Annotated in this window: 17 protein-coding genes; 11 read left to right on the top strand and 6 right to left on the bottom strand. The window is 73.8% G+C overall.

What is annotated here, in order from left to right; genetic code table 11:
• Positions 1–39: 39 nt before the first annotated feature.
• Complete coding sequence (locus ACH4SL_RS23355; RefSeq protein WP_398448564.1) at positions 40–3,141, bottom strand: GH92 family glycosyl hydrolase; 3,102 nt, start codon at positions 3,139–3,141, stop codon at positions 40–42.
• 366 nt (positions 3,142–3,507) lie between these two features.
• Between ACH4SL_RS23355 and ACH4SL_RS23350 the strand changes: the two genes are divergently transcribed.
• The 4 genes from ACH4SL_RS23350 (at position 3,508) to ACH4SL_RS23335 (ending at position 7,631) form a co-directional block, all read left to right on the top strand.
• Entirely contained in the window at positions 3,508–4,305 is a 798-nt protein-coding gene (locus tag ACH4SL_RS23350; RefSeq protein WP_398448562.1) for an ATP-binding cassette domain-containing protein, read from the top strand.
• Entirely contained in the window at positions 4,302–5,369 is a 1,068-nt protein-coding gene (locus ACH4SL_RS23345; RefSeq protein ID WP_398448559.1) for an ABC transporter permease, read from the top strand. Before ACH4SL_RS23350 ends, ACH4SL_RS23345 begins: the two co-directional genes overlap by 4 nt.
• A 99-nt stretch (positions 5,370–5,468) precedes the next feature.
• Positions 5,469–6,467: an ABC transporter substrate-binding protein gene (locus ACH4SL_RS23340; protein ID WP_398448557.1), complete on the top strand. Its 999-nt coding sequence runs from the start codon at positions 5,469–5,471 to the stop codon at positions 6,465–6,467.
• A 156-nt stretch (positions 6,468–6,623) separates the two neighbouring features.
• Positions 6,624–7,631 (top strand): LacI family DNA-binding transcriptional regulator, encoded by a 1,008-nt coding sequence (locus tag ACH4SL_RS23335; protein ID WP_398448555.1) that lies wholly within the window; start codon positions 6,624–6,626, stop codon positions 7,629–7,631.
• A gap of 44 nt (positions 7,632–7,675) precedes the next feature.
• Here ACH4SL_RS23335 and ACH4SL_RS23330 read toward each other — a convergent pair whose 3' ends face one another.
• The gene (locus ACH4SL_RS23330; RefSeq protein WP_398448553.1) at positions 7,676–8,515 is read right to left on the bottom strand and encodes an aldo/keto reductase; all 840 of its coding nucleotides are present in this window, start codon (positions 8,513–8,515) and stop codon (positions 7,676–7,678) included.
• A 320-nt stretch (positions 8,516–8,835) separates the two neighbouring features.
• Here ACH4SL_RS23330 and ACH4SL_RS23325 point away from each other — a divergent pair, with 320 nt between their 5' ends.
• Positions 8,836–9,879, top strand: coding sequence for a LacI family DNA-binding transcriptional regulator (locus ACH4SL_RS23325; RefSeq protein WP_398448551.1), 1,044 nt, complete (start codon positions 8,836–8,838; stop codon positions 9,877–9,879).
• 225 nt (positions 9,880–10,104) lie between these two features.
• Positions 10,105–12,192 (top strand): SpoIIE family protein phosphatase, encoded by a 2,088-nt coding sequence (locus ACH4SL_RS23320; protein ID WP_398448548.1) that lies wholly within the window; start codon positions 10,105–10,107, stop codon positions 12,190–12,192.
• Between the two features lie 24 nt (positions 12,193–12,216).
• On the opposite strand, the gene ACH4SL_RS23315 is transcribed toward ACH4SL_RS23320, so the two are convergent.
• Positions 12,217–12,831, bottom strand: a complete 615-nt coding sequence (locus ACH4SL_RS23315; RefSeq protein ID WP_398448546.1) for a LysE/ArgO family amino acid transporter — start codon at positions 12,829–12,831, stop codon at positions 12,217–12,219.
• Positions 12,832–12,899: 68 nt separating this feature from the next.
• On the opposite strand from ACH4SL_RS23315, the gene ACH4SL_RS23310 reads away from it, so the two are divergent.
• The gene (locus tag ACH4SL_RS23310) at positions 12,900–13,820 is read left to right on the top strand and encodes a LysR family transcriptional regulator ArgP (protein WP_398448544.1); all 921 of its coding nucleotides are present in this window, start codon (positions 12,900–12,902) and stop codon (positions 13,818–13,820) included.
• 3 nt (positions 13,821–13,823) lie between these two features.
• On the opposite strand, the gene ACH4SL_RS23305 is transcribed toward ACH4SL_RS23310, so the two are convergent.
• Positions 13,824–14,090 carry a hypothetical protein gene (locus ACH4SL_RS23305; protein WP_398448542.1) on the bottom strand — a complete coding sequence of 89 codons (267 nt, stop codon included), beginning with the start codon at positions 14,088–14,090 and terminating at the stop codon, positions 13,824–13,826.
• Between the two features lie 116 nt (positions 14,091–14,206).
• Here ACH4SL_RS23305 and ykgO point away from each other — a divergent pair, with 116 nt between their 5' ends.
• Positions 14,207–14,329, top strand: a complete 123-nt coding sequence (gene ykgO / locus ACH4SL_RS23300) for a type B 50S ribosomal protein L36 (protein ID WP_398448540.1) — start codon at positions 14,207–14,209, stop codon at positions 14,327–14,329.
• Between the two features lie 540 nt (positions 14,330–14,869).
• Here ykgO and ACH4SL_RS23295 read toward each other — a convergent pair.
• Both ACH4SL_RS23295 and ACH4SL_RS23290 read right to left on the bottom strand, forming a co-directional pair.
• Positions 14,870–15,646, bottom strand: a complete 777-nt coding sequence (locus ACH4SL_RS23295; protein WP_398448538.1) for a TetR/AcrR family transcriptional regulator — start codon at positions 15,644–15,646, stop codon at positions 14,870–14,872.
• 33 nt (positions 15,647–15,679) lie between these two features.
• Positions 15,680–17,149: an MFS transporter gene (locus ACH4SL_RS23290; protein WP_398448536.1), complete on the bottom strand. Its 1,470-nt coding sequence runs from the start codon at positions 17,147–17,149 to the stop codon at positions 15,680–15,682.
• A 351-nt stretch (positions 17,150–17,500) separates the two neighbouring features.
• Between ACH4SL_RS23290 and uppS the strand changes: the two genes are divergently transcribed.
• The 3 genes from uppS to ACH4SL_RS23275 all read left to right on the top strand — a co-directional run bounded on the left by uppS (position 17,501) and on the right by ACH4SL_RS23275 (position 20,198).
• Entirely contained in the window at positions 17,501–18,277 is a 777-nt protein-coding gene (gene uppS, locus ACH4SL_RS23285; protein ID WP_398448534.1) for a polyprenyl diphosphate synthase, read from the top strand.
• Between the two features lie 41 nt (positions 18,278–18,318).
• The gene (locus ACH4SL_RS23280) at positions 18,319–19,038 is read left to right on the top strand and encodes a class I SAM-dependent methyltransferase (protein ID WP_398448532.1); all 720 of its coding nucleotides are present in this window, start codon (positions 18,319–18,321) and stop codon (positions 19,036–19,038) included.
• A 95-nt stretch (positions 19,039–19,133) separates the two neighbouring features.
• Positions 19,134–20,198 (top strand): alcohol dehydrogenase catalytic domain-containing protein, encoded by a 1,065-nt coding sequence (locus ACH4SL_RS23275; protein WP_398448530.1) that lies wholly within the window; start codon positions 19,134–19,136, stop codon positions 20,196–20,198.
• Positions 20,199–20,209: the final 11 nt, after the last annotated feature.

Raw genomic sequence — 20,209 nt, 5'->3', positions numbered from 1 at the left:
AGCGGGGGCGCGGTCGCGCCCCCGCCCCTCAGCGGGCCGTCAGCTCACCGACCACTGCTGGTTGGCGCCGCCGTTGCACGTCCACACGTCCAGCTGGGTGCCGTTGGCGGAGTTCGAGCCCGGGACGTCCAGGCACTTGTTCGCCGCCGCGTTGACCAGCTGGGTGCCGCTGACCGTCCACTTCTGGGCGTTGCTGCCGTTGCACTCCCACAGCTGCACCAGGGTGCCGTCGGCGGTGCCGCTGCTCGCGTCGTCCAGGCACTTGCCGAGGGAGCGGACCGTGCCGTCGGTGCCCACCGTCCAGGACTGCGCGTCGGTGCCGTTGCAGTCGTAGAGCTGGACGTGGGTGCCGTTGGCGGTGCCGGAGTTGGCGACGTCCACGCACTTGCCGGCCAGCCCGGTGATGGCGTGCGGGGCCGCCGCGCCGCCGGACTTGCCGAACACCTGGAATTCGTAGATCCGCGCCGCCGTGTCGCCGCCGGTGTTGGTGGGCGCCGAGATCGCGAGCCGCACGTAGCGGGCCTGCCGCGGTGCGATGGCGTGGAAGGTGCGGCTGGCCCGCGAGCCGGTGACGTTCGCCGCGAGCGACCAGGTGCTGTTGTCGGTGCTGGTCAGGATCTGGAAGGCGGCGGTGTTCCACGAGGTGTCCTCGCCGCCGAGGCCCGCGTGCTCGACCGCGAAGGAGCCCACGGTCTGCGCCGACCCGAGGTCCACGGTCAGCGTGGGGTTGGCGTCCTTGGAGCACCACTTGCTGTTGTTCTTCAGCGAGCCGTCGACCGCCTTGGCCGCGGTCTCCGTGCTCGAACACGGGGTGGACCCGGTGGCCGTCTTGCCCAGGGCCAGGTCGGGGCCGGTGTCCGGGGCCGCCGGGAGCGGGGTCGCGCCGTCCTGGAAGGAGGGCGGGACGTCACCCGCGCCGGTGCCCCAGGTCGTGCTCGGGCTGCCGCCCATGGTGTAGTCGAGCGTCGCGCCGCCGGACACGTCCGGGTAGCGCAGCCAGTTGTGCGTGGTGGCCGCGCCGTTGACCTTCAGGCCCTGGACGTAGCCGCCGGTGCCGGAGGAGTTGACGGTGATGTCGCCCGCGGCCCGCTTGACCACCACGGAGGGGAACTGCGGGCCGTTGACGGCCAGGGTGTCCGCGCCGGGCGTGACCGGGTACATGCCGAGCGCCGCCCAGACGTACCACGCCGAGGTGGCGCCGAGGTCGTCGTTGCCGGGCAGGCCGCCCGCGCCGGTCGTGAAGGACTCGGTCATGACCTTGCGCACCGCGTCCGCCGCGCCCGCCGGGTCGCGCGCGAAGTCGTACGCCCACGGCACGCCGTGCTCGGGCTCGTTGCCGATGTAGTAGTACGGCAGGCTCTGGCCCGCGTTGACCTGCGTGAAGTGGTGGTCCAGGCGCTGCGCCGCGGTCGCCGGGCCGCCCATCGCGTTGATCAGGTCGGCGTAGTCGTACGGCACCATCCAGGTGTACTGCGCCGCGTTGCCCTCGGTGAAGTTGGACTGGCTGGCCGGCTGCAGCGGCCAGGACCAGCTGCCGTCGGAGTTGCGCGTCTGGATGTAGCCGGAGTCCGGGCCGAAGGTGTTGCGCCACCACTGGGCGCGGGTCATGTGGGTGCTGTAGCTGGAGGTGTTGCCCAGCGCCTTGGCGAACTGCGCGACCGCGAAGTCCGACGCGCTGTACTCGAGCGAGTCCGAGGGCTCGGACAGGTAGTGCTGGCTGGTGTACGGGCCCTGGTTGCCGCGGATCGGCGAGCCCTGCGCGGTGCCGCCGTTGGAGGCCTTCTCCATCAGCGTGAGCGCGGCCGAGGTGTCGAAGTTCCGCGCGCCGAACGCGTACATGCTGCTGACCACGATCGGGCCGGGGTCGCCGGTCATCACGAAGTCCTCGTTGGTCTGCTGCGACCACTTGGGCAGCAGGCCGCCCTGCTGGCCGTCCAGCACCATCGAGTTGGCGATGTCCGAGGCCTCGGTCGGCGCGATGAGCGCGATGAGCGCCGCCCACGAGCGGTAGATGTCCCAGCCGGAGTAGTTCTGGTAGACCGGGCGGGAGGAGTTGTGGACCGCCCCGTCGAAGCCGCGGTAGTCGCCGTTGACGTCGCTGGAGATGTTGGGGCTCTGGAAGACGTGGTAGAGCGCCGTGTAGAACTTCTTGAGGTTCTCGGTCGAGCCGCCGCTGACCTGGGCGCGGCCGAGCATCGAATTCCAGGCGGCCGAGGTGGCGCTCCTGGTGGCGTCGAAGTTCCAGCCGTTGTTCTCGGCGGTGAGGTCGGCCTGGGCGTTGGCCACGCTCACGTAGCTCAGGCCGATCTTGGCCTGCACGGTCTGGCTGCCGGTGGTGTCGAAGGTGACGTACGCGCCGGTGTTCGTTCCGGACGTGGACGTCGAACCGGCGGAGACCGTACCGCCGTTCCAGGTGCCGTAGCCGCTCGGGGCGCGGTCGAAGCGGATGTCGAAGTAGATCTGGTAGGTCTTCGACGAGCCGCAGAAACCGCCCGCGGTGATGCTGCCGGTCAGCTCGGAGCCGCTGATCCTCACCGATCCGCTGCGATTGCCGGTCGCGCTGCGGCTGGTGTTGATCAGCAGGCCCGCGCCGGTCGTCGAGGGGTACGTCAGCCGGGCCATGCCGGTGCGGGTGGTGGCGGTCAGCTCCACGCCGGTGGCGTACTTGTCGAGCCGGTTCTTGTAGTAGCCGGGGGAGGCCGACTCGTTGGCCTTGGTGTACCCGGACGCGTAGCTCGTCCAGTTGCTGCCCGGGGAGGTGCCGACCGAGCCGGTGAACGGCATCAGCGGCAGGTCCTCGTTGTTGGGGCAGCCCGCTCCGTCGAAGTGGGTGAGGCTGAAGTCCTCCACGGAGGTGTCGGAGTAGCGGTAGCCGGACGGCGACGCGGTGGGGGTGTCCGGGCTGAACTGCACGCCGCCGAACGGCGCCACCGCGCCCGGGTAGGTGCTGCCGCCGGCGCCGCCGCCGACCGGGTTGGGGGCGTTGCTGTCGTCGGTGCCCACGAACGGGTCGACGTAGCCGGTGTAGTCGGTCGCCGCCTGGGCGGCCGGTGCGGCGGTGAGGCCGCCGATGCCGAGGACGGCGAGTAACAGGGCGCCGGCGGCGCCCGCGGTTCTGCTGCGGAACACGGGAGGGAGCACGAAGGACCACCTTCTCGTGGCGGCGGCCGGCCGTGATGACGCACGGCCCGGCAGCCTCTCGGGCACTGTGGGGGGCTCAGGGACGAGCGGGACGTCCGACACGCGGGGCGGCCCGCGGCCGCGACGAACTGGGTCGCGGGGCGCCGTCGATGTGAACGTTACCAAGCCGGTGTGCATCTTGCGGCTCTGCTGAGTGCATGTCAATACCCGGCGCGGGGCCCCGGATCTGATTCGGCCGCCGAAGCGGGACGGGCAACTCCGGTCCGTGCGCGATGTCTTGACATGACATGATCACGATCGCAGAATCCCCGGCACGCTTGCGAACGTTACCAAGCACCGTGCACCACGACGCCGGAGGAACCGTCGATGGCAGAACCGCTCCTGGAAGCACGCCGGTTGACCAAGAGATTCGGTCATGTCACCGCGCTCGACGAGGCCGACTTCACCGCCTACCCCGGCGAGGTCGTCGCCCTCATCGGCGACAACGGCGCCGGGAAGAGCAGTCTGGTCAAGGCCCTGTCGGGGGCCGTCACCCCGGACAGCGGCGAGATCCTCGTCGAGGGCCGCCCGGTACGGATGGAGAGCCCGCTGGACGCCCGCCGGCACGGCATCGAGACCGTCTACCAGGACCTCGCGCTCGCCCCCGACCTCGACGCGGCCGCCAATCTCCACCTCGGCCGGGAGATCTACCGCGGCGGCCTCCTCGGCCGTCTCAAGGTCCTCGACAGCGCGGCCATGCGCCGCTCCGCGGTCAAGGCCTTCGCCGAGCTCGGCGTCGACCTCAAGGACGTCGGCGCCCCCGTCGCGACCCTGTCCGGCGGGCAGCGGCAGTCGGTGGCCGTCGCCCGCGCGGTGGCCTTCGCGCACCGGATCATCTTCATGGACGAGCCGACCGCGGCCCTCGGCGTCGTCCAGCGCGGCCGCGTCCTCGACACTGTCCGGCGGGTCCGCGACCGCGGCATCTGCGTCGTGCTGATCAGCCACAACATGCCCGAAGTGCTGTCCGTCGCCGACCGGATCGAGGTGCTGCGGCTCGGCCGCCGGGTCACCCGCTTCGCCGCCGCCGGGACCAGCGTGGAGGACCTCGTCGGCGCCATGACCGGCGCCCTGGACACGGCCGGCGGCGGCCCCGCCGCCGACCGCGGAGAGGACGGCCCCCGGTGACCGCCCAGGCCCCCGCCCAGCCCAAGGACGGGCAGCCCAAGGACGAGCAGCGGCAGCCCGCGCGCCGCCGCCCCGCCGTGCCCCCGTGGCTGCGGCGGCTCGCCCGCGCCAACGAGTCCTGGACCTTCGGCGTGCTCGCGCTGCTCGTGGCCTTCTTCACCGCCGCCCGGCCCAGCACCTTCCTGACCCGCTACGACATCACCCAGATCGCCACCAACGCCGCCATCTACCTGGTGCTCGGCGTCGGCATGACCTACGTCGTCATCGTCGCCGGCATCGACCTGTCCGTCGGCTCGGTGCTCGTGCTCTCCGCCGTGCTGTCCGCCGAATACACGATCCACCACGGCGGCGCGAACGCCGGCTGGGGGACCATCGCCGTCAGCACCCTCATCGCGCTCGTCACCGGCCTGGTCTGGGGCGCGCTGCAAGGGTGGCTGGTCGCCAAGGCGAAGGTCCCGCCGCTCATCGTCACGCTCGGCGGCTTCGGCGCCGCCCTCGGCGTCGCCCAGATCATCACCGGCGGCCAGGACCCGGCCGGCGCCGTCTCCGGCAAGCTCCAGCGCAGCATCGGCTTCGGCAAGCTCTTCGGCCAGATCCCGTGGCTCGTCGTCATCGCCTTCGCCACCACCCTCGTCTTCGGCCTCGTCCTGGCCTTCACCCGCTTCGGCCGCTACACCTACGCCATCGGCTCCAACCCGGAATCCGCCCGGCGCGTCGGCATCGACGTCGACGCGCACCTGGTCAAGGTCTACGCCCTGGTCGGACTGCTGTCCGGCCTGGGCAGCGTGATGTGGCTGGCCTACTTCGGCAGCACCTCCATCGCCGGGCACTCCACCGACAACCTCAAGGTCATCACCGCCGTCGTGCTGGGCGGCGCCAGCCTCTTCGGCGGCCGCGGCTCCGTGCTCGGCACCGTCATCGGCGTCTTCATCCCCGCGGTGCTCAGCACCGGGCTGATCATCATGGGCGTCCAGCAGTACTGGCAGGACGTCGCCATCGGCGTCGTCCTCGTCGCCGCCGTGTACGTCGACCAGCTCCGCCGCCGCGGCACCGACCGCCGCTGACCCGCGCGCCGCTGCCGCGCGCCCGCCGTACCCGCACCGCCCGCGCCCCGCGCGCTCCTCCGCAAGGCCCACCCTCGTACCCACGAAAGGCCGCCCGCCATGCGCCAGTCCTTCCGCCAGTCCAGAAGAACCGTCCGGATCGCCGGCTGCTGCGCCGTGCTCGCCCTGACCGCCGCCACCACCGCAGCCTGCGGCGGCGGCTCCGGCGGCGGGTCCGGCTCGCACTCCCTCGACCTCATCACCGGCGTCAAGAGCGACCCCTTCTACATCACCATGGCCTGCGCGGCCCAGCAGGAGGCCAAGAAGCGCGGCGTCAAACTCACCGTCAACGGCTCCGCGCAGTGGGACGTGTCCGTGCAGCGCCCGATCATCGACTCGGTCGCCGCGAAGCACCCCGACGGCCTGCTGATCTCCCCGGTCGACACCGCCGCCCTCACCCCCGCGCTCCAGCAGATGCAGGGCGCCGGCACCAAGGTCGTCCTGGTCGACACCGACGTCAGCGACTCCTCCGTCGGCGTCTCGCGCATCTCGTCCGACAACGAGGCGGGCGGCCGCACCGCCGCCAAGGCGCTCGCCCAGCTCATGGGCGACAAGGGCTCGGCGATCGTCATCAGCGTCAAGCCCGGGGTGTCCACCACCGACGCCCGTATCAAGGGCTTCACCGACGAGATGAAGCAGAACCACCCCGGCATCACCCTGCTCCCGGTGCTCTACGACAACGACCTGCCCGCCACCGCCGCCTCCCAGATCCAGTCCACCCTCGCCGCGCACCCCGACCTCGGCGGGGTCTTCGCCGGCAACACCAACACCGCCCAGGGCATCTCCACCGGCCTCCAGGCGGCCGGCAAGCAGGGCAAGGTCAAGGTCGCCGCCTTCGACGCGGAGCCCGACGAGATCACCTCGCTGACCAACGGCACCCTCGACGTGCTGGTCGCCCAGGACCCCGGCGCCATCGGCCGGCAGGGCGTCGACCAGGCGCTCGCCGCGATCGACAAGAAGCAGGTCACCGCGCACATCGGCACGGACATGGTCGCCATCACCAAGGCCAACATGGACCAGCCCGACATCAAGAAGTACTACTACCAGGCGGCCTGCTGACGCCGGCTCCGCACCGGCGGCCCGCGCGGGGCCGGGCCGCCGGGAACGGGCGGCGTCGCGCGGTGGCCGGAGTCCTGGCGGGCCCGGCCACGGCCCGCGGCGGGCGCCCTGCCATCATCGACGCACCAGCCGGCCGGCACAGCGACGAGGAGGGCCGTGAACCGCCCGACGATGAAGGACGTCGCCCGCGCGGCCGGCGTGAGCCCCATGACCGTCTCCCGGGTGGTGTCCGGCGCGCCCGGCGTCGCCCCCGAGACCGCGGCCCGCGTCGGCCAGGCGGTGCGCAGGCTCGGCTACCAGCGCAACGACAACGCCCGCAGCCTGCGCCAGAAGAACCTCGGCACCTCCACCATCGGCCTGGTCGTCGACGACCTCGCCAACCCCTTCTACGCCCTGATGGCCCGCTCGGTCGAGGACGAGGCCCACCGCCGCGGCCACGTCGTCCTGGTCGGCAGCACCAACGACGAGCCGCAGCGCGAGCGCGAGGTGATCGCCGCCTTCACCGCCCGCCAGGTGGACGGCCTGATCCTCGTCCCCACCAGCGGCAGCCACGCCTACCTCAAACGCCCGATGGACGGCGGCACCCAGGTGGTGTGCGTCGACCGGCCCGCCAGGGGGCTCGCCGTCGACACCGTCACCGTCGACAACCGGGCCGCCGCCGGACGCGCCGTCACCCATCTGCTCGGCCACGGCCACACCCGCATCGCCTACCTCGGCGACCGCTACGACATCTGGACCCAGGCCGAGCGGCACGCCGGCTACCGGGACGCGCTCGCCGCCCACGGCATACCCGAGGACCCCGCCCTCGTCCGGCACGAGCTGCGCTCGCAGCCGCAGGCCCGCGCCGCGCTCGCCGCGCTGCGCACCCTTCCCGACCCGCCGACCGCCGTCTTCACCAGCAACGACGTGATCACCCTCGGGGTCCTGGACGCCCTCGGCGACCCGGCACCGCTCGCCCTGGTCGGCTTCGACGACCTGCCGCTCGCCGAGCGGCTGACCCCGCCGCTGACCGTCGTCAGCCAGGACCCGGTCGCCCTCGGCGGCACCGCGGCCAACCTGCTCTTCTCCCGCATCGCCGGGGACCGCTCCGCGCCGCGCTCGGTCGTGCTGCTGACCCGGTTCGTGATCCGCGGCTCGGGCGGACCACCGCCCGCCGGAGCCTGAACGCTCCTGCGGCGGGCGGGTCCCCCGTGCGAGGTGGCGGGGCGTCAGTCGTCGGGCACCCAGTTGAAGGTGTCCGGGTCGGGACCGGTGCGCTCGCCGCGGTCCAGGGCGGTGATCGCCGCCATGTCGTCCGGGGTCAGGTTGAAGTCGAAGATCCGGAAGTTCTCCGCCACCCGGGCCGGGGTCACCGACTTGGGGAAGACGATGTCGCCGCGCTGGATGTGCCAGCGCAGGGTGACCTGCGCGGGCGTGCGCTCCAGCCGCCCGGCGATCGCGGTGATCACCGGGTCGTCCAGCACCTTGCCCTGGGCGATGGGCGACCACGCCTCGGTCGCGATGCCGTGGGCGGTGTCGTAGGCGCGGACGTCGTCCTGGGCCAGATAGGGGTGGATCTCGATCTGGTTGACCGCCGGGATGGTGGAGGAGGTCTGGGCCAGCCGCTCCAGATGGTGCGGGTTGAAGTTGGACACCCCGATCGCCTTGGCGCGGCCCGAGGCGTAGATCTCCTCCAGCGCGTGCCAGGTCTCGGTGAAGTCGCCGATCCCGGGCAGCGGCCAGTGGATGAGGAAGAGGTCGAGGTAGCCGAAGCCGAGGTCGTCCAGCGAGCGGTCGAAAGCCGTCAGCGCGGCGTCGTGGGCGTGGTAGCCGTTGTTGAGCTTGCTGGTGACGAAGACGTCGCCGCGCGCGAGTCCGGACTCCCGGACGGCGTGGCCGACCTCCTTCTCGTTGCCGTACATCTCGGCGGTGTCGATGTGCCGGTAACCGCTCTCCAAGGCGGTGAGCACCGCTTGCCGGGTGTCGTCGGGCGGGATCTGGAAGACCCCGAAGCCGAGTTGGGGGATCGAGGTGCCGTTGTTGAGCGTGAGGTTGGGGATGTGCGTCATGGATACGGTCCCTTGCTCCCCCCGCGTTCCTGGCGTCCCTGTACGTGCCGGACCGGTTCGGGCCCGTTCGTGCCGGTCCCGGGGCCGGTGGTGTCCGGCGGCGACGGCCGGGGGCCCGGCCGGTGTCCTCTTCCGGGCGGCTGCCCGGTCCGCGGGAGGTCATGCGCGGGCGGCCGGACGACTCTTGGGAGAGCGCTCTCACGGGGGTTCACGACCCGATACGCTGTGCCCCTGCCGTCCCCCCGCCGACCCGTTCCCCCCCGTCCCGGCCCCCGATCCCCCCGCAGCCCCGCCGCCTGCCGCGCGAAGGAGTCCCCCCGTTGTCCGAGCCGCCCGCAGCCGCCCGCCCCACGCTGGAAGCCGTCGCGGCCCGGGCCGGGGTGTCGCGGGCCACGGTCTCCCGGGTGGTCAACGGGGGAGCGGGGGTGCGCAGCCCGCTCGTGGAGCGGGTCCGGGCCGCGGTCGAGGAGCTGGGGTACGTGCCCAACCAGGCCGCCCGGACCCTGGTGACCCGGCGCAACGGGGCCATCGCGGTGGTGGTCGCCGAGCCGGAGTCGCGGTTCTTCACCGACCCGTTCTTCGCCCAGCAGGTGCGCGGCATCAGCCGTGAGCTGTCCGCCCACGACAACCAGCTGTTGCTGCTGCTGACCGGGGGCGCCGCCGACCGCGAGCGGGTCGGCCGGTATCTGACCGGCGGGCACGTGGACGGCGCGCTGATCTTCTCGCTGCACGCCGACGACTCGCTGCCCGCGATCGCCCGCAAGGCGGGCGTGCCCACCGTGATCGGCGGGCGCCCCACCTGGCCCGACCCCGACGCGCGGCGCCGCACCCTCTACGTCGACTGCGACAACCGCGGCGGCGCGCGGGACGCGGTGCGGCGGCTGCTGGAGATCGGCCGGCGGCGTATCGGGCACATAGCCGGGCCGCTCGACCAGCCCGCCTCCGTCGACCGCCTCGACGGCTTCCGCGACGTGGCCCCCGACGGCGGGGCCGCGCTGATCGCCGAGGGCGACTTCACGCCCGAGGGCGGCGCCCGCGCGATGGAGCAGCTGCTGGAGCGCTCTCCCGACCTCGATGGCGTCTTCGCCGCCTCCGACGTCATGGCCTCGGGCGCGCTGCGGGTGCTGCGGGCCCGCGGGCTGCGGGTGCCGGGGGACGTCGCGGTGGTCGGCTTCGACGACATGGTCTCGGTCGCCGAGTGGACCGACCCGCCGCTGACCACCGTCCGGCAGGACATCGAGGAGATGGGCCGCCTCATGGCCCAGCTGCTGCTGCGCACCCTGGAACTCCAGGACGGCCCGGACGGCGCCGCCGCCGCGCCGATCATCACCCCGACCCGCCTGGTCCTGCGCGCCTCGGCCTGACCCCGCGACGGCTGATGGCGGACGCCGCGGGGCCGGGGGAGCGCTCTCCCACTGCGTCCGTGCCGCCCACGCGGGCCGGGGGCCTACCGTCCCGGGCGTGCGCGGGCCGCCCGCGCCGCGTTCCCGCGGGCCGGGGTCCGGGGAGCGCTCTCCCGGGGGCGGGCCGGAACCCGGCTGGGGCTGGCTCGGCGCGCCCCGTGGGCCGCTCCGCGGGATGATCGGAGGATGAGCCGCAGCGGCCAGGACACGGGCGTGCCCGAACTCGAACCGGAAGTGTTCGACAACGCCATCGTGCCCGTGGCCATCACCGCCGGCGCCGAGCACGTGCTCGTCTACTACAACGCCGCCTTCCACCGGCTCTTCGGTCCGCGTCCGCTCGGCGCCCCGGCCCGCGAGGCCTTCGGCGAGCCCGCCGCGGCGCGGTTCGTGGAGATGCTGGACGACGTCCGACGCGACGGCGTCGCCCGCCAGGTCACCTCGCCGCGCACCACCGACGGCAGCGCCCCCGGCTCGCCCGGCGCCCAGCACTTCGTCTACAGCTGCTCGCCGGTGGTCTCCCGGCACGGCCCCGGCGTGCTCGCGGTGGCGATCGACACCAGCGCGCAGGTCGCGGCGGCCGTGCGCGCCGAGCAGCTCTCCGAGCAGCGCCACCAGGCGCTCCAGCGCTACGAGGCGCTGATGTCCGCGGTCAGCCAGATCGTCTGGCTGATGCAGCCCAGCGGCGAGATCTCCGAGCTGGTGGGCGGCTTCGAGGAGTTCACCGGGGTGCCGTGGCGCCCGGTGATCGACCAGCAGTGGCTGGCCACGGTCCACCCGCACGACCGCAACCGGCTGGTGCACACCTGGCGGGAGGCCGCCGCCGACACCCCGTCGATGTTCGTGTGCACCTTCCGGATGCGCACCGCCTCCGGCACGTACCGGCACGTGCAGTCGCGCGCGGTGCCGATCGTGCGCGGCAACGTCGCCGTCGAGTGGATCGGCACCACCGCGGACGTCGAGGACCAGTGGCGCAACCGGCTGCGCGAGCGGCTGCTGGCCCGGGTGGCGACGGTGACGGCCGCCGCCGACGTGCCGCAGGCCTTCGCCGCCGTCACCGCCGCGGTGGTGCCCGAGCTGGCCGACGCCTGCACCGTCTTCCTGCTGCCCGGCCACGGCATGGGCCAGGAGGCCCCCGGCGGCGGCCCGTCCGCCTCCCGGGTGGCCGCCACCGCGCGGGACGGGCTGCCCGCGACCCCGCCGCTGGGCGGGGAGCCGCGGCCGCTCGGCCCGGTCGCCCGCGAGGTCGTGGAGACCCGCCGTCCGCGGCTGCTGACCTTCCCCCCGGGCGAGCCGCCGGCCGGGGCGCTGGCGGAGATGTCCGCGCAGTGGCTGCGCGAGGCGCGGGCCACCAGCGTCGCCCTGGTCCCGATCGTGATCGACGCGGCCGTCGCCGCCTTCGCCGCCGCCGTGGGCTGCGCCGACAGCCCGCCGCCCGGCCCCGCCGACCTCCAGCTGCTCGGCGAGGTCCTGCACGAGGTGCGCGACCCGCTGCGGCAGGCCATGGAGCTGCAGCGCACCCGGCACACCGCGCTGACCCTCCAGCGCTCGCTGCTCACGCCCACCCCCCGGGTGCCGGGCGCGGAGCTCGCCGCGCACTACCAGCCGGCGAGCACCACGGCCGAGATCGGCGGCGACTGGTACGACTCGCTGCTGCTGCCCGACGGCTCGGTCACCCTCACGATCGGCGACATCGCGGGGCACGACCTGGACGCCGCCACCGCGATGAGCCAGCTGCGCAGCATGCTGCGGGTCATCGCCTACGACCCGGCGCACCCCGGCACCCCGGCCGAGAGCCTGGCCCGGCTCGACCGGGTCGTGGAGGGGCTGGGCATCGCGCCGCTGGTCACCGCGGTGCACACGCACCTCGTACCGCGCGGGGCCGGCGGCTGGCAGGCGGCCTGGTCCAACGCCGGGCACCCCCCACCGCTGCTGCTCCCGGCCGCGGGCCCGCCGCGCTTCCTGGAGGGGGCGGGGCCGGACCTGCCGCTGTGCGTGTCGCCGTCCATGGCCCGCAGGACCTGGCACCAGGACCTGGCGGCCGGGGACACCCTGCTGCTCTACACCGACGGCCTGATCGAGGTGCCGGGCACCGACATCAGCGAGGGCATGGCGGCGCTGGCCGGGGAGGCGGCACGGTCGCGCACCGAGGGGCTGTCGCTGACCGCGCTGTGCGCCCGGCTGCTGGCGTCCGCGGCCGACCGGCGCGACGACGCCGCCGTCATCGGCTTCCGGCCGATCCGGGGCAACGGCGAGCCGCGTCCGGACGCCGCCTGACGCCCGCGCCGGGGGCGGTACGGGTCAGGCCCGTACCGCCATCAGCACGCCCAGAGTGATCATCGTGCACGCTATGGCCGCGTCCAGCGCCCGCCACGAGCCGGGGCGGGAGAAGGGCCGCTCCAGCAGCCGGGCGCCGAAGCCCAGACCGGTGAACCACACCACGCTGCCGGTGACCGCGCCCGCCCCGAAGCCCCACCGCGAGTGGCCGTAGCCGTTGGCGACCGAGCCGAGCAGCAGCAGGGTGTCGAGGTAGACGTGCGGATTCAGCCAGGTCATCGCCAGGCACGTGAGCACCGCCGTCCGCAGCGAGCCGCCACCGCCGTCCGCCGCCGTCAGCGCCGCCTGCGGGCGCACCGCGCGGCGGGCGGCCAGCAGCCCGTACGAGACGAGGAAGGCGCCGCCGAGCAGGCCGATCGCGGTGATCGCGGACGGCCAGGCGCGGAGCACGGATCCGACGCCGCCGATGCCCGCCGAGATCAGGACGGCGTCGGACAGCGCGCAGATCGCCACCACCGCGGCGACGTGCTGGCGCCGTATCCCCTGCCGCAGCACGAACGCGTTCTGTGCGCCGATCGCCACGATGAGCGACAGGCCGGTGCCGAGGCCGGCCAGGGCGGCGAGCAGTGCGGTGGTCATGTTCCGAGAGTAGGAAGCCGGACTGCAACAGTCCAGCTCAGGTTTCTTAGGTAAGATTAGCGAATGTGATGACAGACGGACTTCCGCTGGACCAGGTACGCACCCTGCTCGCTGCCGTCGACGAGGGCACCTTCGAGGCGGCCGCGGAGCGGCTGCACGTCACGCCCTCCGCGGTCAGCCAGCGCGTCAAGGCGCTGGAGCAGCGCACCGGGCGGGTGCTGCTGCTGCGCTCCAAGCCGGTGCGGCCCACCGCGTCCGGCGAGGTCGTCGTGCGCTTCGGGCGGCAGCTCGCCCGGCTGGAGCAGGACGCGGGCGCGGAGCTGGGGCTGGCCGGCGCGACCGGGCCCGCGACGCTGTCGGTAGCGGTCAACTCCGACTCGCTCGCCACCTGGTTCCTGCCCGCGCTCGCCGAGGCCGCCGCCACCGCGGACATCTGCTTCGACCTGCACCGCGACGACCAGGACCACACCGCGCTGCTGCTGCGCCAGGGCAGGGTGATGGCCGCGGTCACGTCGTCGCCGGAGCCCGTGCAGGGCTGCTCGGTGCGCCCGCTCGGCCGGATGACCTACCGCGCGTACGCCGCCCCGGCCTTCGCCGCCCGGTATCTCGCCGGCGGCCCGCTGGCGGAGGAGCTGCCCGCCGCGCCCATGATCGTCTTCGACCGCAAGGACGACATCCAGGACGCCTTCCTGCGGGATCTCGCGCCCGGCCGCCGCACCTCGGGCCAGCCGCGGACGTACGTGCCCGCGTCGGAGTCCTTCGCCGCCGCGGTCGCCGCCGGGCTCGGCTGGGGCGCGATCCCGGACGGGCAGGCCGCGCCGTACGTGGCCGCGGGAGCGCTGACCGCCCTCGCGCCGGAGCGGCCGGTGGACGTACCCCTCTACTGGCAGCAGTGGAAGCTCGACTCGCCGCCGCTGGCCGCGCTCACCGCCGCGGTCGTCCGCGCCGCGGCGGCGGCCCTGGAGCAGGAGCCGCCGCGGCGCGGCTGAGGGTCAGTCCTCCCGGTCGGTGCCGGTGTCGTCCGGCGAGCTGAAGTCGGGGCTGGAATAGCCCGGCCGGGAGAACCCGGCCTCCTCGGGGACGAGGTCGTCGGCGTCCTCGGCCTCGTAGTCCGGGCCCTCGAAGGGCGGGACGGTGAAGTCGGGCACCTTGAAATCGCCGATCGTGTCGTCCGGGCCGGAGAAGTCCGGACTGGAGAAGTCGGGGCTGGAGTAACCGGGGGAGAAGTCGTCGTCCCCGGCCGCGGAATCCTGGCTCATGCCGTGCCCTCCGTGCGCGCGGCGCCGTGCGGAATGAACGCCGGGCTGCCGCCGTTGTGGTGCGTGCACGACAAAGTATGACCGGCTGGCCGGCATACGAGGAGAAAGGCCGGAAAATGAAGGTACGCAATTCGCTGCGCTCGCTGAAGAACCGGCCGGGCGCCCAGATCGTCCGCCGCCGCGGCAAGGTCTACGTGATCAACCGCAAGGACCCGCGAGCGAAGGCCCGCCAGGGCTGACGCCCCGCGCCCCTGTGCGGGGGTCGATCGCTCCGCGGAGCCCGTGCGGGGCCAACCGCCCTGCATCCTCGCGCAGGGCTGACGCCCCGCGCCCCCTCCGTCGGGGCTGATCGCCGTGCGGGGCCCGTGCGGGGCCGGCCGTCCCGCACCTCGGTGCGGGGTCGACCGCTCCGCCGACACATCGCGGCACGCCGTTCCCGGCGTGCCGCTCTCGTGTGCGGGTCTCCGGGGCGCGCGGGGCTGACGCACCGCACCCCGGTGCGGGGGTCGGCCGGTCCGCGGAGCCCGTGCGGGGCCGACAGCCCTGCACCCCGTGCGGGGCCGACCGAGCCGCACCTCCGTGCGGGCCGACCGCCCCGCCTGCACGTCACGGCACGCCGTTCCCGGCGTGCCGCTCTCGTGTGCGGGTCTCCGGGGCGCGCGGGGCGCGGCCACATGCACGGCGTGCCCCGGTACGCCGGGATGCGCGCTCCGGGCGCGCGGGGCGCACCGGCCGTACGGTCCGGGCCCGTGCCCGCGCCCCGTACCCGGGCGGTCCGCTCAGCCGCGCTGGTGGTGTCCCGCGCCGTGGCGGGCGGCGGCCGTCGCCGTGCCGATCCGGCGCAGCTGCTCGCGGGTGGCGGCGGGTGGGCTGTCCTGCGGGACGGCCACCGAGCGCAGGCCCGCGAGCTGGATGTCCAGATGCCGCCGCCAGGCGTCCGGCACGACCGAGCCGCCGGTCTCGACGATCCCGCGCAGGCCCCAGATCAGCGCCATCACGTCACCCAGCTCGACGCCCGCCGCGACCCGGCCCGACTGCTGCGCCTGGACGAGCAGCTCGGTGATCCGGTCGCGCAGCAGCTCCACGCAGGAGGCCTTGTGGCCGACGAGCTTGTCGGCGTAGCCGCGGTGCTCGCTCAGCGAGCGGCCGATGACCCGCAGGAAGGCCTCCAGGCCCGCCCCGTCGGGCAGTGCGAGCGAGCGCCGCGCGACCTCGGTCAGCTCCTTGAGCATCAGCCCGGCGATCTCGTCGACCAGCGCCTCCTTGTTGGGGAAGCGCCGGTAGACCGTGCCGACGCCGACCCCGGCGCGGGAGGCGATGAGCTCCATGCTGGCGTCGGTGCCGAACTCCGAGAAGACGTCGCGCGCCGCCTCGACCACCAGCTGGTGGTTGCGTACGGCGTCTCGCCGCATGGGCCGGGCGGGCTGGCCCTCCGGCCCGTCCGCGCCGCGGTCCTCCGCAGCGCGGGCGTCCGGGGCGGGCGGCGCGGACGGCGTCCGCGGGTGGGGCGCCGCCTGTTCGGGCGCCCGGTCCCTGGTGCGCGCATGACCTGTCATCGTCGCTCACTCACTCCCGCGGGCCGCCCCGGTTCATTCGGGCTTGTCACCCACGACCGTACCCCCGGGGACCATCGCCAACTCCGGGTGCTGCGGCTCGTCGGCGAAGTCGATCCGGGTGGTGCGCCGCGTGACCGGGATGAGCAGCGCGGCGACCGCCGCGATGAGCAGCGCCCCGCCGAGCATCGCGAAGCCGTTGGTGTAGCCGGCTTCGCGCGGCAGGCCGTCGGCGGCCGGGCTCGCGGTGACGACGCTGGCCATCAGCGCGGCGCCGATGGAGCCGCCGATGGTGCGGATGTTGGCGTTCATGCCGCTGGCGACACCGGTCTGCGCGGGCGGGACCGCGCTGACGATCAGGCTGGACATGGCCGCGAAGGTGAGGCCGAAGCCCGCGCCCATGATGCCGGTCGCCACGTACAGCTCCCAGGTGCTGGTGTGCGCGAAGGCCAGCAGCGCCATCGACAGGGTGCCGATGAGCGAGCCGATGAAGACGACCTTCTTGCCGCCGATCCGGTTGGACAGGTTGTTGCTGCCCAGGCCGACCAGGAACATCATCACCGACATCGGCACCAGGATCAGGCCGGACTGCGTGATGCTCGCGCCGAAGCCGTAGCCGGTGGACTTCGGGGTCTGCACGAATTCCGGCAGGAAGGCGAAGACCGCGTACATGCCGACGCCGACCAGCAGCGCCACCAGGTTGTTGGTCCACACCGCCGGGCGGGCCATCATCTTCATGTCGATCAGCGGGGTGGCCGCGCGGTTCTCGACGAGCACCCAGCCGACCGCGAGCACCACGGCCGCCACGAGCAGGCCGATGACCTTGCCCGAGGCCCAGCCCCACGTCGGGGCCTCGCTCAGGGCGACCAGCAGTGCCACCAGCCAGGCCGACAGCAGCACCGCGGGTGTCCAGCTGATCCGGCCCGGGGTGCGCACCGGCGACTCGGGGACGAAGAAGAAGGCCGCCACCGCCGAGGCCAGCGTGAGGATCATCGGCAGCCAGAACAGCCAGTGGTAGTCCAGGGCGTTGACGATCGGGCCGGCCAGCACGATGCCGAGCCCGCCGCCGACCGCCAGCAGCGAGGCGATCATGCCGACCGCGCCGTTGAGCTTCTCGCGCGGGAATTCGTCCCTGATGATGCCGAAGGCGAGCGGCAGCACACCGCCGCCGATGCCCTGGATCGCCCGGGCGATGATCATCACCTGGACGTTGGTCGCCAGCGCGGCGAGCAGCGACCCGGCGGCCAGCGCGCCGAGGGTCGCGACGAAGACCCGCTCCTTGCCGATCATGTCGCCTATGCGGCCCATGATCGGCGTGAATATCGAGGCCGACAGCAGATAGGCGGTCAGGACCCACGTCACGGTGTTCTGGTTGGTGTGCAGGTCTTCCTGGATCGTCGGCAGCACCGGCGTGACCAGGGACTGGAGCAGCGAATACGCCGTCACACCCGCCGCAAGGACCGCGAACGTGACCTGGTGGTGCGTGCGCCGGGTCTCGGACGCCATGGAACTCCTTCAGAAGTGAAGCGGAACGATCATTCCGGAATACAGGATAAGCCATCAGGAATGACGGTTCCGTTTCATGACGATGAGGGAAAGCGCACATCGATACCGGGAATACGCTCGCCCGCCCGCGCACGCCGCCACCGGGCTGCGGCTTCCACCCCACCCCCCGCGGACCCGGGCACCGGGGTCGAGGAGAGCACTTTCCCGCCCTCGCGCTCCCCCTTACGGGGTGCCGCTGCCGGTCGCAGCCCCTAGATCGGCCCGCTCACCCTAGTCTTCGGTCAGGAAAGCAAGGGGAGAGCCCAGGGAGCGCCTCGGGACCTCAGGGGCGCCAGGGAAGGGGAGACCGCCGTGCGGATCACGACACCCGTATACGCCCTCTACGTCCGCCGGCTGCGCCGGAGGCTCCGCGGCGGCGCGCTGCCCCGGCACATCGGGCTGATCATGGACGGCAACCGCCGCTGGGCCCGCAAGGCCGGGCTGGCCGGCCCCAGCCTCGGCCACCGCGCCGGGGCCGAGCACGTGGACGACGTCCTGGCCTGGTGCGAGTCGCTGGGCATCCGCCATGTCACCGTCTTCGTCTGCTCCACCGAGAACCTGGCCCGCCGCGGCGAGGCCGAGGTCGGCTTCCTCATGGACCTGATCACCCAGGTCGTCACCGAGCGGCTCGCCCGCCCCGGCGCCCGCTGGCGGCTCCACGTCGCCGGCGACCTGTCGGTGCTGCCCGACCGTACCGCGCACGCGCTCAAGGAGGCCGTGGACGCCGGGCGGGAGGTCACCACCGGGAACCACGTCACCCTCGCGATCGGCTACGGCGGCCGCCAGGAGGTCGTCGACGCGGTGCGCGAACTGCTCACCGAGCACGCCGAGGAGGGCCGCTCGCTGGCCGATGCCGCCGCCGCCTTCGAACCGGCCGACATCGCCCGCCACCTGTGGACCGCCGGCCACCCCGACCCCGACCTGGTGATCAGGACCAGCGGCGAGCAGCGGATGTCCAACTTCCTGCTGTGGCAGGCCGCGTACGCCGAGCTGTACTTCTGCGACGCCCACTGGCCGGCCTTCCGCGAGGTCGACTTCCTGCGGGCGCTGCGCAGTTACGCCGCCCGGGAGCGCCGCCGCGGCAGATGAGCACCCCGCGGGGGGCAGGCGGCCCGCCTATCCTTGGCCGGGTGTTCTCACCCGAGGGGCCCACCCTGCGCGAGCTGGCGGTCCAGGCGCTGTCGTCCGTCGAGCGCGGCTACGACCTGCTCGCCCCCGCCTTCGACGCCACCCCCTTCCGCACCCCCGACCTCTTCCTGGACGCCACCACCGCCGCGCTCGCCCCGCTCGGCCCCTTCGACGCGGGTCTCGACCTGTGCTGCGGCACGGGCGCCGGGACGCGGGTGCTCGCGCCGCTGTGCCGTACCCGGATCACCGGCGTCGACTTCAGCGCCGGGATGCTCGCCCGCGCCCGGGCCGCCCCCGCGGAGGGCCCGCGACGCACGTGGGTACGGGCCGACGCGCGCGCCCTGCCCTTCGCGCGAGCCTTCGACCTGGCCGTCAGCTTCGGCGCCTTCGGCCACTTCCTGCCCGCCGAGCGGCCCGGGCTCTTCGCACAGGTCCACCGCGCGCTGCGCCCCGGCGGGCTGTTCGCCTTCCCCGTGGGCGCGCCCCCGCCGCTGCGGTCGCCCTGGTACTGGGCCTTCGCGGGCTTCGACGCCGCCATGCGGGTACGCAACGCGGTGCGCCGCCCGCCCTTCGTGATGTACTACCGCACCTTCCCGCTCCCGGCCGTCCGCGCCGACCTCACCGCGGCCGGTTTCGACGTCACCCTCACCCCGCTGACCGCCCTCGGCCGCCGCCCCGACGGCAGCCCCCGCGCCCGGCTGGTGCTGGCCCGCCGCCGCTGACCCGCCCGGCGCGCGGCCGCGCCACATGCGTGACGGGGCGGCTGCGGCCACCATGGAGCCAGGGGGCGTCCGCGGGTTGCGAGGAGATGATCCCCATGAAGGCCATGGTCTTCCACGGTCCCGGCCGGTCCGGCTGGGAGGATGTGCCGGACCCCGTGCTCCAGGACGCGGGTGACGCCATCGTGCGGGTCGAGGCCACCACCATCTGCGGCACCGACCTGCACATCCTGGGCGGCGACGTGCCGGACGTGCGGCCGGGCACGGTGCTGGGCCACGAGGCGGTCGGCGAGGTCGTCGAGACCGGCGCCGCGGTCCACGGGGTCCGCCCCGGCGACCGGGTGCTGGTGTCGTGCGTCACCGGCTGCGGGCGCTGCCGCTACTGCCGGCAGGCCGCGTACGGGCAGTGCCTGGGCGGGGGCGGCTGGATCCTCGGCCACCTCGTCGACGGCACGCAGGCCGAGTACGTACGGGTGCCCTTCGCGGACTTCGGGCTGCACCCGCTGCCCGCCGCGGTGGACGCCGCGCAGGCCGTGCTGCTCGCCGACATCTTCCCCACCGGCTACGAGGTGGGCGTCCTCAACGGCCGGGTGCGGCCCGGCGACACCGTCGTGGTCGTCGGCGCCGGGCCGGTGGGGCTCGCCGCGATCGCCACCGCCCAGCTGTTCTCGCCCGCCCGCACCATCGCCGTCGACCTCGCGCCGGGGCGGCTGGACGCGGCCAAGCGGGTCGGCGCCGACGCGATCGCCGGCGTCGCCGAGAGCGAGCAGCTGGTCGCCGACCTCACCGGCGGCCTCGGCGCGGACGTGGTGGTCGAGGCGGTCGGCCGCCCGGACAGCTTCGAGCTGTGCGCCCGCATGGTCCGCCCCGGCGGCCACCTGGCGAACGTCGGCGTGCACGGCAGGCCGGTCACGCTGCACCTGGAGGACCTGTGGATCAGGAACCTGACCCTGACCACCGGCCTGGTCGACACCTACTCCACCCCCGACCTGCTGCGCATGCTGGTGGACGGCAGGCTCCCGGCGTCCGTCCTGGTCAGCCACACCTTCGAGCTCGGGCGGATGGAGGAGGCGTACCAGGTCTTCGCCGGCGCCGCCGACACCGGCGCCCTCAAGGTCGTGCTCGGCGAGCCCCGGCACGAGGAGCTGACGCTGCGCACCTGACCGGCGGCGCC

This window comes from Streptomyces sp. NPDC021020 (assembly GCF_044333285.1).
Taxonomy (GTDB): Bacteria; Actinomycetota; Actinomycetes; order Streptomycetales; family Streptomycetaceae; genus Actinacidiphila.
This window is presented reverse-complemented; position numbering and strand designations above follow the sequence as displayed.